The organism is Enterobacter sp. C6 (assembly GCF_008122455.1).
Lineage (GTDB): Bacteria > Pseudomonadota > Gammaproteobacteria > Enterobacterales > Enterobacteriaceae > Enterobacter > Enterobacter pseudoroggenkampii.
Window position 1 is genome coordinate 1 of the sequence record NZ_QPFW01000151.1, and the last position, 12,413, is coordinate 12,413.

The following is a 12,413-nucleotide window of genomic DNA, read 5'->3' on the forward strand; positions in this document are numbered from 1 at the left end:
ATGATGATGCCCGTCCGGAAATAGTAACCCCAGGTGATCGTCATGTTTTTCTGCGCCAGTACGTGGAGCCAGAGCAGGGTGGCGAGGCTGCCGATAGGCGTGATTTTCGGCCCCAGATCGCAGCCAATCACGTTGGCGTAAATCATCGCGTCCTTGATCAACCCCGTTGCCGTGCTGCCGTCAATGGAGAGCGCGCCAATCAGCACCGTGGGCATATTGTTCATTATGGATGACAGAAATGCGGTGATGAACCCGGTTCCCAGCGTGGTGGCCCACAATCCGTTCCCGGCCAGGCTGTTCAGTACGCCTGTGAGAGAGTCCGTCAGCCCGGCATTGCGCAGGCCATACACCACCAGATACATCCCCAGCGAGAAGATGACGATCTGCCACGGTGCGCCGCGCAGCACTTTTCCGGTGTTTATCGCATGTCCGCGTTTTGCGACAGCGAATAAAATCAGCGCGCCGACGGTCGCGATGGCGCTGACCGGAATGCCCAGAGGTTCAAGTACGAAGAAACCGATGAGCAGAAGCAGCAGGACGATCCAGCCCGTTCTGAACGTCGGCAGATCGCGAATGGCCCGTGCGGGCTCACGCAGTTTTGCCAGGTCATATTCCGGGGGAATTTCCTTGCGAAAGAACAGATGCAGCATCACCAGCGTTGCGGCAATCGCGGCGATATCAACCGGGATCATCACCGAAGCGTATTCGCTGAACCCCAGCTTAAAGAAGTCTGCCGAGACGATGTTGACCAGGTTCGACACAATCAGCGGCAGGCTGGCGGTATCGGCGATAAAACCTGCCGCCATCACAAACGCCAGCGTGGCCTGTTTGCTGAACCCCAGCGCCAGCAGCATGGCGATAACGATAGGCGTCAGGATCAGCGCCGCACCGTCATTGGCAAACAGCGCCGCGACGGCTGCGCCCAGAAGGATAATCCAGGTAAATAGCAATCGTCCGCTACCGTTCCCCCAGCGGGCGACGTGCAGCGCCGCCCACTCGAAAAAGCCGGACTCATCCAGCAGCAGGCTGATGATGATGACGGCAATGAACGTTGCCGTGGCGTTCCAGACGATATTCCACACGACCGGTATATCGTTAATGTGAATCACGCCGCTGACCAGCGCCAGCACGGCGCCGATGGTCGCGCTCCAGCCGATACTCAGTCCTTTGGGCTGCCAGATGACCAGTACCAGCGTAAACAGAAAAATAGCCCCTGCCAGAAACATCTTTTACTCCATTATATCTGTTTTTGTGAATGTGTTTGGGTTAGCACGAGCCCGGAAGTCGGTTTTTCAGCTTCATGCGCGTCTCTTCCCGCAGGCAGTTCCAGCTGGTGTCGATAACGGTAGCCGCCCACGCAGGCATGTTCGGGGACAAACGGTAATGGACCCATTTCCCCTCACGGCGATCGATAACCAGCCCGGATTCGCGCAGCAGGGCCATATGGCGGGAGACTTTCGGCTGAGATTCGGCGGTGGCGGCGCAGAGATCGCAGACGCACAGCTCGCCTGCTTCACGGAGCAGCATGACGATGGCGAGCCGCGTTTCGTCGGAGAGGGTTTTGAAGAGCTGGAGCGGGTGGAGCATTCGGTCATCCTGAATGTCTTTTATCATATTCATTAAATCATATGTGTTTATGGCTGGCGAGAGAAGAGGAAAAAGCAGGAAGGATAGAAAAACTCATGGAGGGCTTGTAGAAGGTCAAAATAGTCTTTATGGCTTGCCCGGAGCAATCCTGACAGTCATGGGAACGAAACCGTCCCCTGGAACGGTTTCTTTTTATCTGCTCACTTTCAACACTCTTCTGCGCTCAGGCGCAACAGCGATCGTTCCAGGTGTCACGGTAAATGATATTCCCCTCCGTGTACTTCCATGAGATGGCTTCATAACGCAATTCGAGCGTTTCAAGATGGGTGCTGCTCATGCCGTTAGGGGTCAGGAAGGGTGCCACTGTCGTGAACTTAACGTTTTCCATAACGATATTGAAATATTCGGCCTCGATACCGGACTCCAGAATACGGTACATCTTAATAATCCCCTTCTTCATCACTCGCCCTTCGCACACGGCTCGGTAAAGAAGTGGGGTAGTCTGATCAAATTCTTTGACTATCGTAATAGGGCGATGGACGCGCGTGCCGGTGAGCTTGCCCCAGCTTGGGTCAACCGGAATGGTTACGCCATGGGAGAACGATTTCAGTTCTATGGAGCCATTACGGGTGGGCATCATGCAGCTACCAACAATTGGTGAGCCGTTCTCGTCCTCAAGCCAGAGATGTGCGGGTGTAGACATGTCATTTCCTTATTAGTAAACGTGAAGCTTTTATGGTCCTCAATGCCATATCCAGTAAGCCAGCCCCAGTGTGACCAGGTAAAACAGGAGGATGAATCCCTGGCTAACCTCAGGGAAGTAAACGTCAAGGACATAGCCAAAAATGAACGCGAGGATGATGGGTATATAAGTCCAGAAGAAAAACTGGGCCTGAGATTTGAGCCAGCGTCTTAGAAAGCCCATTAGTGCCTGCCCATGAGCTTCAGGATCGTGTCAGCAGAATCATAAGGGCTTTGACTATCAGTCCACTGTTGGGTTAGCACGCCTGCGCGCATAAACGCAGGCTCCACCAGGAAATACATCATCTCCAGCTCTCGCAGGTATAACGCTTGATAGTAGGCTGGATGCATCACTTGCAGGCGATGAGCGCTGTCAGCAGCTTTTTGCACAACCCCGTATACCCCCAGCCCGCCAATAGCCGCGCCCGTTAATCCTGAAACGACTTTTAACCCTGAGGGTGGAAGGGTCACATAGAGGCAAACAGTCGATGCGACGCCTGCAGAGAATGAATACGAGGTTAGCGTGCTGGTGGATATATAAACGTTAGCGCGCATTAGAGCATGCTGTATCGCTGATAATTCTGCCGGGGAATAATCCTTAACCAGCCCCTCAACGTACGTGTTGATTAGGTCAAAGACGATGTTCCAGCGAGAAACGAGATGGAATATGCCCTTTCGGAAGCGAGCATCCTCCAGGTTTTGTCGGGTGCATACATCGTAATATTCATCAGTAAAGCAGGAGGTGTAGTACAGCAGGCGTTGGGCACCGGCACCTATATTACTCAGCTGGCTCTTTACTTCTTCACCTACCGCGCGTACCGCCTGGTCCAGCTTCATTGCCAGTATCTTTTGGCTCTGAAGCTGGCGGATGATCTCTTCAGAATGGTACATGCTTACTGACCTCGCACTTCAGTTCAATTGTGCGATCTTTTGCTTCATTCCCTAAGACCGGTATTGCTATTACTGAACCTGAAAACTGCATTCCTGTCCCCTCCATAGCGTTTCTATCCGCTCCAGCGTATGCCTGTAACTAATATGGAAGTTCAAAGCAGATCATGTTTATGAAAAGCAGGGGATTTTTAGGATAATGACCTGATATTTTTTAATCTAAATACGATTTATCGGGAGCTTTAAGTGCGAATCGATGAGTTCAATACTGAGTGGCGCGTTCCAAAATCCGAAAGAATTGCAGGAACAATTAGCTGGCTGATACAGACCCGCCGCTGGCTGGTTTTTTATTATCTGTTACAGCTATATAAAAGTTCTGCCGCGACGATGTCGCTATGCAGGGGAACCTGGAGGCATAAAGCATTAATTTACAGAGTGGTAATTTTCAGGCAACAAAAAACCCATCAACCTTGAACCAAAACGGCGGGGTTGATGGGCTCCACAAATTGGGGACATCAAAGAAAAGCAGTGGCACTAATTATGACTGCCCCCTGATAAAAAAGTTCTGCGCGTAACAAAAATATTTTCCGCCACGCGCATTCTTAGGAGTTATCCGAGTCCTGGCCAGATGATGATAATCAGCGTACCCGCCAGCGTCAGCAGCACGTTAGCGATAGCATACGTGCCCGCATAGCCCAGCGCCGGGATGTTGCTGCGCGCGGTATCGCTGATGATTTCCATCGCAGGCGCACAGGTACGCGCCCCCATCATCGCCCCGAAGAGCAGGGCGCGGTTCATGCGCAGCACGTAGGCGCCGAACAGGAAGCAGATAACGACCGGCACCAGGCTAACGATAAGTCCGGAAACCAGCATCTGCCAGCCGACGGCGCCCAGGCTGTGGCCGATACCGCTACCCGCGCTTAAGCCGACGCCTGCCATAAAGACCATCAGACCGAACTCTTTCACCATGTTCAGCGCGCCCTGCGGAATGTAGCCGAAGGTAGGGTGGTTCGCTCGCAGGAAGCCCAGCATGATCCCGGCGAACAGCAGCCCGGCGGCGTTACCGATGCCGAAGCTGAAGTTGCTGAACTGGAAGGTGATCATCCCGATCATCAGGCCAACGATAAAGAAGGCGCAGAAGGCCAGCAGGTCTGTGACCTGGCTGTGAATGGAGATAAAGCCGATACGGTCGGCAACGGTTTTCACGCGTCGCGCGTCGCCGCTGACCTGCAGAACGTCACCTTTGTTGAGCACGACGTTATCGTCGATAGGCATCTCAATCTGGCTGCGGATCACGCGGTTGAGGAAGCAGCCGTGGTCGGTCAGCTTCAGCTGCGCCAGGCGGCGGCCCACGGCGTTATGGTTTTTCACCACGATCTCTTCGGTGACGATACGCATGTCGAGCAGGTCGCGGTCGAACACCTCTTTGCCGTTACGGAAGCTCGGGTCGAGACGGGCGTGGGCGTCCGGATAACCCACCAGCGCGATGTCGTCACCCATCTGCAGCACCGCGTCGCCGTCCGGGTTCGCCAGAATGCCGTTGCGGCGGATACGTTCGATGTAGCAGCCCGTCTGGCGGTAAATCCCCAGCTCGCGCAGATTTTTGCCGTCAGCCCATGCCACCAGCTCTGGCCCGACGCGATAGGCGCGGATCACCGGGAGATAGACTTTACGTTTGGAGTCGGTATCCAGACCGCGCTCGCGGGCGATTTGCTGGGCGCTGGTCTGCAGATCCTGATGCTGCAGTTTTGGCAGGTAGCGTGCGCCAACGATCAGGCTCACCAGACCAATCAGATAGGTCAGGGCGTAGCCGAGGCTCAGGTGGTCGAGCGCGGTAGAAAGCTGTGCGCCGGCCATGCCGGAATGGCGCAGGGTATCACCGGCACCCACGAGCACGGGGGTGGAGGTCATGGAGCCTGCCAGCATACCGGCCGTTAACCCGATATCCCAGCCAAACAGTTTACCCAGCCCTAACGCGATCAGCAGCGCGCTGCCGACCATCACCAGCGCCAGCATCAGATAATTTTTGCCGTCGCGGAAGAAAATTGAAAAAAAGTTCGGTCCCGCTTCCACGCCAACACAAAAAATAAACAGCATAAAACCTAAGTTGAGCGCGTCCGTGTTAATGCTGAAGTGCTGCTGGCCTAATAATAAGGAGACGACTAAAACGCCAATGGAATTACCAAGTTGAACTGAACCCAGGCGCAATTTACCCAGGCAAAGGCCCAGCGCCAGTACCACAAATAATAACAGGATGTAATTCCCATTTAACAAGTCTGCGACGTTTATATTCACGGAGGCTAACTTCTTGTTTACCAGTAAGTTGTTGAATGAAAGGACTTTTTGGGCTACTGTTTTCTGGGTCAGGGAAAGGCGTTAACGCTCCCTGTTTCCTGCTTTATTCCCTAAAACATTAGCTGGCGTGTAGTTTAATCGCATTAGCTACTGACAGCTACTGATTATCGCATCACCCTGTGCGTACTTTGGCAAGGATTGCCGCATTGCTTTATCTGACTGGGCGTCTACCCGACGAAAGTGTATTTGATAGAGATAAGTCAGGAGGATAGTTTGAACATTAAACGAAACTGGGCGGGGGTGATCAGCTGCTTTTTGCTGTTCACGGTCGTATGCATGTCGCTTGCTTTTAACGTGAAAGGTGCATTCAGGGCGTCGGGTCATCCGGAGCTGGGGCTGCTCTTTTTTACGCTGCCGGGGGCTGCTGCCAGTTTTCTCTCCCGTAAAGGGGAGGTGGTGAAGCCGCTGCTGGGCGCCATGCTGGCCGCGCCGCTCTGTTTGCTGCTGATGCGCTTGCTCTATATATCAACGCGGAGTTTCTGGCAGGAACTGGCATGGTTGATGAGCGCCGTATTCTGGTGCGCCCTTGGCGCGCTCTGCTACTTATTTGTGCGCAGTCTGCTTCGGCACCGACGGCACCACAAATAAAAACGCCCTCTCGGTGAGGGCGTCCTTTCATTTCATTACTGGGCAGCAAACAGGCCCAGATGCTCTTTGGCGTAAGCTTCAAAGTCAGTGCAGCCGCCGATGTGTTTCTGATCGAGGAAGATCTGCGGTACGGTTTCAACCGGCTTGCCGACGGTTTTTTCGAGATCCGCTTTGGTGATGCCTTCCGCGTGGATATCCACATAGCGGAAGTTGAAGTCATCGCGCTCTTCGGTCAGTTTCTCAGCCAGCTCTTTCGCGCGCACACAGTAAGGGCACCCTGGACGACCAAAAATTACTGCAAACATTTCTCTCTCCTCAAAAAACAAGCCTGACGGCGAATAGGACATATAGTGCCCGATAACCTGCCGCCATTAAAGAAGGTTTCGCCTGTCGCTTTGATACAGTCAGGCTATGTTTCGCCAATTACATCGCGCAAATCATTGCCTATACTGGCTGCAATACGTATTAAGCACGACAAAGAGAGACAAGATGACACCCACGATTGACCTGCTCCGTTCCCACCGTTCCATTCGCCACTTCACCGATGAGCCGATTACCGAGGCGCAGCGTAACGCGATCATCGACAGCGCCAGGGCGACCTCGAGCTCGAGCTTCCTGCAGTGCACCTCCATTATCCGCATCACCGACCCAGCCATGCGTGAGCAACTGGTGACGCTGACCGGCGGGCAGAAGCATGTGGCGCAGGCAGCGGAGTTCTGGGTGTTCTGCGCCGACTTCAACCGTCATCTGCAGATCTGCCCTGAGGCCGAGCTGGGGCTGGCCGAACAGCTGCTGCTGGGCGTGGTGGATACCGCGCTGATGGCGCAAAACGCCTTCACGGCGGCGGAGTCGCTGGGGTTAGGCGGTGTCTACATCGGCGGCCTGCGCAATAACATCGAAAGCGTGACCGAGCTGCTGAAGCTGCCAAAACACGTGCTGCCGCTGTTTGGCCTGTGCCTCGGCTGGCCGGCGGATAACCCGGATCTGAAGCCGCGCATTCCTGCGGCGATGCTGGTGCACGAAAACCACTACCAGCCGGTCGATCAGGATGTCCTGAATCAATACGATGAAGAGCTGGCGAACTACTACATGACGCGCGGCAGCAATAACCGTCGTGATACCTGGACCGACCATATTCGTCGCACCATCATTAAAGAAAATCGCCCGTTTATTCTTGATTATCTGCACAAACAGGGCTGGGCGACGCGATAGTCCATTTATCCTGTGCCTGCCTGCGTATATGATACGCAGGCTTTTTCCATGTCTTCAGAGAGGTGCAGGGTGAAAATTGCCATATTGTCCCGGGATGGAACGCTCTATTCATGTAAGCGCCTGAGAGAAGCGGCGGCGAAACGCGGGCATCAGGTTGAGATCCTCGACCCGATGTCCTGCTATATGAACATCGACCCGGCCGCCTCGTCGATTCACTACAAAGGCCGCAAGCTGCCGCACTTTGATGCGGTCATCCCCCGCATCGGCTCCCAGATTACCTACTACGGCACCGCCGCGCTGCGCCAGTTCGAGATGCTGGGCAGCTATCCGCTCAACGAATCCGTTGCCATTTCCCGCGCCCGCGACAAGCTGCGCTCGCTGCAGCTCCTTGCCCGTCAGGGGATCGATCTCCCCGTCACGGGGATTGCCCATTCACCGGACGACACCAGCGATCTGATCGACATGGTTGGCGGCGCCCCTTTGGTGATCAAGCTGGTGGAAGGCACCCAGGGCATTGGCGTGGTGCTGGCGGAGACGCGTCAGGCAGCGGAGAGCGTGATTGACGCCTTCCGCGGGCTGAATGCCCACATTCTGGTGCAGGAGTATATTGAAGAGGCCAAAGGGCGCGACATCCGCTGCTTCGTCGTGGGAAACGAGGTGGTGGCAGCCATTGAGCGTCAGGCGAAAGAGGGCGATTTCCGCTCTAATCTTCACCGCGGCGGCGTCGCGCGTGTAGCCGATATCAGCGACCGCGAGCGGGAAATTGCGGTGAAAGCCGCGCAAACCCTGGGACTGGACGTGGCGGGTGTAGATCTTCTGCGGGCGACGCGCGGGCCGCTGGTGATGGAGGTGAACGCCTCGCCGGGGCTGGAAGGCGTGGAAAAAACCACCGGGGTCGATATTGCGGGTAAAATGATCTTATGGATCGAGCGTCATGCCACGCCGGGCTACTGTCTGAAAACGGGTGGTTAAATGGATTACCGCGCGCTTTTTGAGTACCCTATGCGAAGTTTTTATTAAAGAGGCTGCATCGCGATGGATTTACAGGTCGTACCTACACTGGATACGTTACGTCAATGGCTTGATGATGCCGGAATTACGTTCTTCGAATGCGATTCCTGCCAGGCGCTGCATCTGCCTCATATGCAGAATTTCGACGGCATTTTCGATGCCAAAATCGATCTCATTAACGACGTGATCCTTTTCTCCGCGCTGGCCGAAGTGAAGCCGTCCGCGCTGCTGGCGCTGGCCTCCGACCTGTCGGCCATCAATGCCAGTTCTTTGACGGTGAAGGCATTTCTCGACATACAGGACGATAATCTGCCAAAACTGGTCGTTTGCCAGTCTTTATTCTCCGGGGCAGGGCTGTCGTTCAAGCAGTTCGCCTGGTTTATGCGCTTGAGCGAAGAGCAAATTTCGATGGTGATGATGGAAGCCAATGCACACCATCTGCTGTATAGCGCGGAAGATGATGCAGAGAATAATGATGCATCTCCCAATTTTCTTCACTAAGCCTGTCTGACTTTTGCGCAGTCGCTGCCATGGCGGCTGCAGAAGGCCATTTTTTCTGCTGCTTTTAACCTTTCTTTAAAGAATTATTCACCTCCCTGAAGGCCGTTTCGGCTTATCACGTAGACATAACCTGCATAAAAAATTGATAAAAGGCGTTTTTTCGTCTGGGCTATAGCCGGGGACACGGGCTACAGTTATTCTTGCGATGCTTAAAAAAGCGAGCGGAAACTGCCGGGTAAAGAGGTTTCTTTTTATTTTGGGCAGAGCGACAAACTATGCATGATTATTGCATATCTTCAGATTGCACAGTTTTAGTTCGTTTGTTAACGAGCTTTCAGAAGGAATAACACTATGATCGCCTTGAATAAAAAATGGTTATCGGGTCTGGTTGCGGGTGCTCTGATGGCCGTCTCTGCCGGCACGCTCGCTGCGGAACAAAAAACGCTGCACGTTTATAACTGGTCTGACTATATTGCGCCGGACACGGTGGCAAATTTTGAAAAAGAGACCGGCATTAAAGTGGTCTATGACGTGTTCGATTCCAACGAAGTGCTGGAAGGAAAACTGATGGCGGGCAGCACCGGGTTTGACCTCGTGGTGCCTTCCGCAAGCTTCCTGGAGCGTCAGCTGACGGCAGGCGTCTTCCAGCCGCTGGACAAGAGCAAGTTACCGAACTGGAAAAACCTCGATCCGGAGGTGCTGAAGCTGGTGGCTAAGCATGACCCGGACAACAAATACGCCATGCCTTACCTGTGGGCGACTACCGGTATCGGCTACAACGTTGATAAAGTCAAAGCGGTGCTGGGCCCGGACGTGAAGCTGGACAGCTGGGACGTGGTGCTGAAGCCGGAAAACCTTGAGAAGCTGAAAAGCTGCGGCGTCTCCTTCCTCGATGCGCCGGAAGAGATTTTCGCCACCGTGCTGAACTACCTGGGCAAAGACCCGAACAGCAGTAAAGCCGATGATTACACCGGTCCGGCGACCGATCTGCTGCTGAAGCTGCGTCCAAACATTCGTTACTTCCACTCGTCCCAGTACATTAACGACCTGGCAAACGGCGACATCTGCGTCGCGATCGGCTGGGCAGGGGACGTATGGCAGGCGGCTAACCGCGCGAAAGAGGCGAAAAACGGCGTGAACGTCTCTTACTTCATTCCGAAGGAGGGGGCGCTGGCCTTCTTTGACGTCTTCGCGATGCCGACTGACGCTAAAAACAAAGACGAAGCGTATCAGTTCCTCAACTACCTGATGCGTCCTGACGTGATCGCCCACATCAGCGACCACGTTTACTACGCGAACGGTAACAAGGCCTCCGTGCCGCTGGTGAGCGAAGAGATCCGCAATAACCCGGCTATCTATCCGCCAGCGGATGTGTTCGCCAAGCTCTTCACCCTGAAAGTACAGGATCCAAAAATCGACCGCGTGCGTACCCGCGCGTGGACCAAGGTGAAAAGCGGTAAATAAGTTACCGTGAGTCACAGGCCGGGCAAGCGAAGCGTGTCCGGCAACAGGCGCACCGTTCTGGTGCGCCTGCACCATGATTTGATCTCTACCGGAGAACACCCCGTGAATGACGCGATCCCCCGCCCGCAGGCGAAAGTCCGTAAAGCGCTGACCCCGCTTCTTGAAATACGTAACCTCACCAAATCTTTCGATGGCCAGCATGCCGTGGACGACGTCAGCCTGACGATCTTTAAAGGCGAAATTTTTGCCCTTCTGGGGGCCTCTGGCTGCGGTAAATCGACCCTGCTGCGTATGCTGGCCGGTTTTGAACAGCCCACTGCCGGGCAGATCATGCTCGACGGTGTGGATCTCTCCAGCGTGCCGCCGTATCAGCGCCCGATCAACATGATGTTCCAGTCTTACGCGCTGTTCCCGCACATGACGGTGGAGCAGAACATCGCCTTTGGCCTGAAGCAGGACAAACTGCCGAAAGCGGAAATTACCGCGCGCGTGGCCGAGATGCTGAGCCTGGTGCACATGCAGGAGTTCGCGAAGCGTAAGCCGCACCAGCTCTCCGGCGGCCAGCGCCAGCGCGTGGCCCTGGCCCGCAGTCTGGCAAAACGCCCGAAACTCTTGCTGCTTGATGAACCGATGGGCGCGCTGGATAAAAAACTGCGCGACCGTATGCAGCTCGAAGTGGTCGATATCCTCGAGCGCGTGGGGGTGACCTGCGTGATGGTGACCCACGACCAGGAAGAAGCCATGACCATGGCCGGACGTATCGCGATCATGAACCGCGGCAAGTTCGTGCAGATTGGCGAGCCGGAAGAGATTTATGAGCATCCGACCACCCGCTACAGTGCGGAGTTTATTGGCTCGGTTAACGTCTTCGAAGGGCTGCTGAAAGATCGTCAGGAGGATGGCCTGGTTATCGAATCGCCGGGGCTGCAGCATCCGCTTAAGGTCGATCCTGATAACTCGGTGGTGGATAACGTGCCGGTCTACGTCGCGCTGCGTCCGGAGAAAATCATGCTCTGTGAGGATCCGCCTGCCGATGGCTATAACTTTGCCGTGGGCGAAGTGGTGCACATCGCCTATCTGGGCGATCTGTCCATCTACCACGTGCGCCTGAAAAGTGGGCAGATGCTCAGCGCGCAGCTGCAGAACGAACATCGCTATCGCAAGGGACAGCCGACCTGGGGCGACGAAGTGCGCCTGTGCTGGGACGCTGACAGTTGCGTCGTGCTGACGGTATAAGGAGCGATCATGAGCACACTTGAACCTCCAGCCCGCGTAGAAAAGCCGGGTGCCATTGCCGGTTTACTGACGCGCATGCAGATGAAACACGGCCGCAAGCTGGTGATCGCCATGCCGTACGTGTGGCTGATCCTGCTGTTCCTGCTGCCGTTCCTGATTGTTTTCAAGATAAGCCTGGCGGAAATGGCGCGGGCGATACCGCCCTATACCAACCTGCTGGACTGGGCCGACGGGCAGCTGACGCTGACGCTTAATCTCGGCAACTTCCTGCAGCTCACCGACGACCCGCTCTATTTCGAAGCCTATCTGCAGTCACTGCAGGTGGCGGCGATCTCGACGCTCTGCTGTCTGGTGATGGGCTACCCGCTGGCGTGGGCGGTGGCGCACAGCAAGCCGTCGACGCGTAACATCCTGCTGCTGCTGGTGATCCTGCCGTCGTGGACCTCGTTCCTGATCCGCGTTTACGCCTGGATGGGGATCCTGAAAAACAACGGCGTGCTGAATAACTTTCTCATGTGGCTGGGAGTTATCGATCAGCCGCTGACGATCCTGCACACCAACCTCGCGGTCTATATCGGCATTGTGTACGCCTATCTGCCGTTTATGGTGCTGCCGATTTACACGGCGCTGACGCGTATTGATTATTCGCTGGTGGAAGCGTCGCTCGATCTCGGCGCGCGCCCGTTAAAAACCTTCTTCAGCGTCATTGTCCCGCTGACCAAAGGCGGCATCATCGCCGGGTCGATGCTGGTCTTTATCCCGGCGGTGGGGGAGTTTGTGATCCCGGAACTGCTCGGTGGTCCGGACAGCATCATGATTGGCCGCGTGCT

13 protein-coding genes are annotated in these 12,413 nt (G+C 55.1%); 7 read left to right on the forward strand and 6 right to left on the reverse strand.

All coding sequences use genetic code 11. The features are described from left to right. From DOU50_RS03500 to DOU50_RS03525, 5 genes are all read right to left on the reverse strand, one after another. On the reverse strand, positions 1-1,226 hold a 1,226-nt coding region (locus DOU50_RS03500), incomplete at its 3' end, for an arsenic transporter (RefSeq protein ID WP_148768827.1). Positions 1,227-1,266: 40 nt separating this feature from the next. Beyond that, complete coding sequence (locus DOU50_RS03505) at positions 1,267-1,587, reverse strand: metalloregulator ArsR/SmtB family transcription factor (RefSeq protein ID WP_061098756.1); 321 nt, start codon at positions 1,585-1,587, stop codon at positions 1,267-1,269. 223 nt (positions 1,588-1,810) lie between these two features. Then, complete coding sequence (locus tag DOU50_RS03510; RefSeq protein ID WP_061715679.1) at positions 1,811-2,290, reverse strand: Hcp family type VI secretion system effector; 480 nt, start codon at positions 2,288-2,290, stop codon at positions 1,811-1,813. A gap of 221 nt (positions 2,291-2,511) precedes the next feature. Then, positions 2,512-3,219, reverse strand: a complete 708-nt coding sequence (locus tag DOU50_RS03520) for a hypothetical protein (protein ID WP_148768828.1) — start codon at positions 3,217-3,219, stop codon at positions 2,512-2,514. A gap of 606 nt (positions 3,220-3,825) precedes the next feature. Next, positions 3,826-5,511 carry an aspartate:alanine antiporter gene (locus DOU50_RS03525; protein ID WP_014169303.1) on the reverse strand — a complete coding sequence of 562 codons (1,686 nt, stop codon included), beginning with the start codon at positions 5,509-5,511 and terminating at the stop codon, positions 3,826-3,828. A 273-nt stretch (positions 5,512-5,784) separates the two neighbouring features. On the opposite strand from DOU50_RS03525, the gene DOU50_RS03530 reads away from it, so the two are divergent. After that, positions 5,785-6,159, forward strand: coding sequence for an inner membrane protein YbjM (locus DOU50_RS03530; RefSeq protein WP_024907859.1), 375 nt, complete (start codon positions 5,785-5,787; stop codon positions 6,157-6,159). 35 nt (positions 6,160-6,194) lie between these two features. On the opposite strand, the gene DOU50_RS03535 is transcribed toward DOU50_RS03530, so the two are convergent. Further along, on the reverse strand, positions 6,195-6,464 hold the full coding sequence (locus DOU50_RS03535; protein WP_006809455.1) for a GrxA family glutaredoxin: 270 nt from the start codon (positions 6,462-6,464) through the stop codon (positions 6,195-6,197). Between the two features lie 184 nt (positions 6,465-6,648). On the opposite strand from DOU50_RS03535, the gene nfsA reads away from it, so the two are divergent. The 6 genes from nfsA to potH form a co-directional block, all read left to right on the forward strand. Further along, complete coding sequence (gene nfsA, locus DOU50_RS03540; RefSeq protein WP_024907858.1) at positions 6,649-7,371, forward strand: nitroreductase NfsA; 723 nt, start codon at positions 6,649-6,651, stop codon at positions 7,369-7,371. 69 nt (positions 7,372-7,440) lie between these two features. Beyond that, positions 7,441-8,343 carry a 30S ribosomal protein S6--L-glutamate ligase gene (gene rimK / locus DOU50_RS03545; protein ID WP_045908436.1) on the forward strand — a complete coding sequence of 301 codons (903 nt, stop codon included), beginning with the start codon at positions 7,441-7,443 and terminating at the stop codon, positions 8,341-8,343. 63 nt (positions 8,344-8,406) lie between these two features. Further along, positions 8,407-8,883: a YbjN domain-containing protein gene (locus DOU50_RS03550; protein WP_003858385.1), complete on the forward strand. Its 477-nt coding sequence runs from the start codon at positions 8,407-8,409 to the stop codon at positions 8,881-8,883. A gap of 351 nt (positions 8,884-9,234) precedes the next feature. Further along, positions 9,235-10,347, forward strand: a complete 1,113-nt coding sequence (gene potF / locus DOU50_RS03555; RefSeq protein WP_024907856.1) for a spermidine/putrescine ABC transporter substrate-binding protein PotF — start codon at positions 9,235-9,237, stop codon at positions 10,345-10,347. Between the two features lie 102 nt (positions 10,348-10,449). Further along, positions 10,450-11,583, forward strand: a complete 1,134-nt coding sequence (gene potG / locus DOU50_RS03560; RefSeq protein WP_148768830.1) for a putrescine ABC transporter ATP-binding subunit PotG — start codon at positions 10,450-10,452, stop codon at positions 11,581-11,583. Positions 11,584-11,592: 9 nt separating this feature from the next. Then, positions 11,593-12,413, forward strand: an 821-nt coding sequence (gene potH / locus DOU50_RS03565) for a putrescine ABC transporter permease PotH (RefSeq protein ID WP_148768829.1), incomplete at its 3' end; no start/stop codon positions are given.

Bases quoted from the DNA above. Each gene is read 5' to 3' on its own strand.
- DOU50_RS03550 (WP_003858385.1), top strand. From the start codon at position 8,407: ATGGATTTACAGGTCGTACCTACACTGGATACGTTACGTCAATGGCTT.
- nfsA (WP_024907858.1), top strand. From the start codon at position 6,649: ATGACACCCACGATTGACCTGCTCCGTTCCCACCGTTCCATTCGCCAC.
- DOU50_RS03510 (WP_061715679.1), bottom strand. From the start codon at position 2,290: ATGTCTACACCCGCACATCTCTGGCTTGAGGACGAGAACGGCTCACCA.
- potF (WP_024907856.1), top strand. From the start codon at position 9,235: ATGATCGCCTTGAATAAAAAATGGTTATCGGGTCTGGTTGCGGGTGCT.
- DOU50_RS03535 (WP_006809455.1), bottom strand. From the start codon at position 6,464: ATGTTTGCAGTAATTTTTGGTCGTCCAGGGTGCCCTTACTGTGTGCGC.
- DOU50_RS03520 (WP_148768828.1), bottom strand. From the start codon at position 3,219: ATGTACCATTCTGAAGAGATCATCCGCCAGCTTCAGAGCCAAAAGATA.
- DOU50_RS03505 (WP_061098756.1), bottom strand. From the start codon at position 1,587: ATGCTCCACCCGCTCCAGCTCTTCAAAACCCTCTCCGACGAAACGCGG.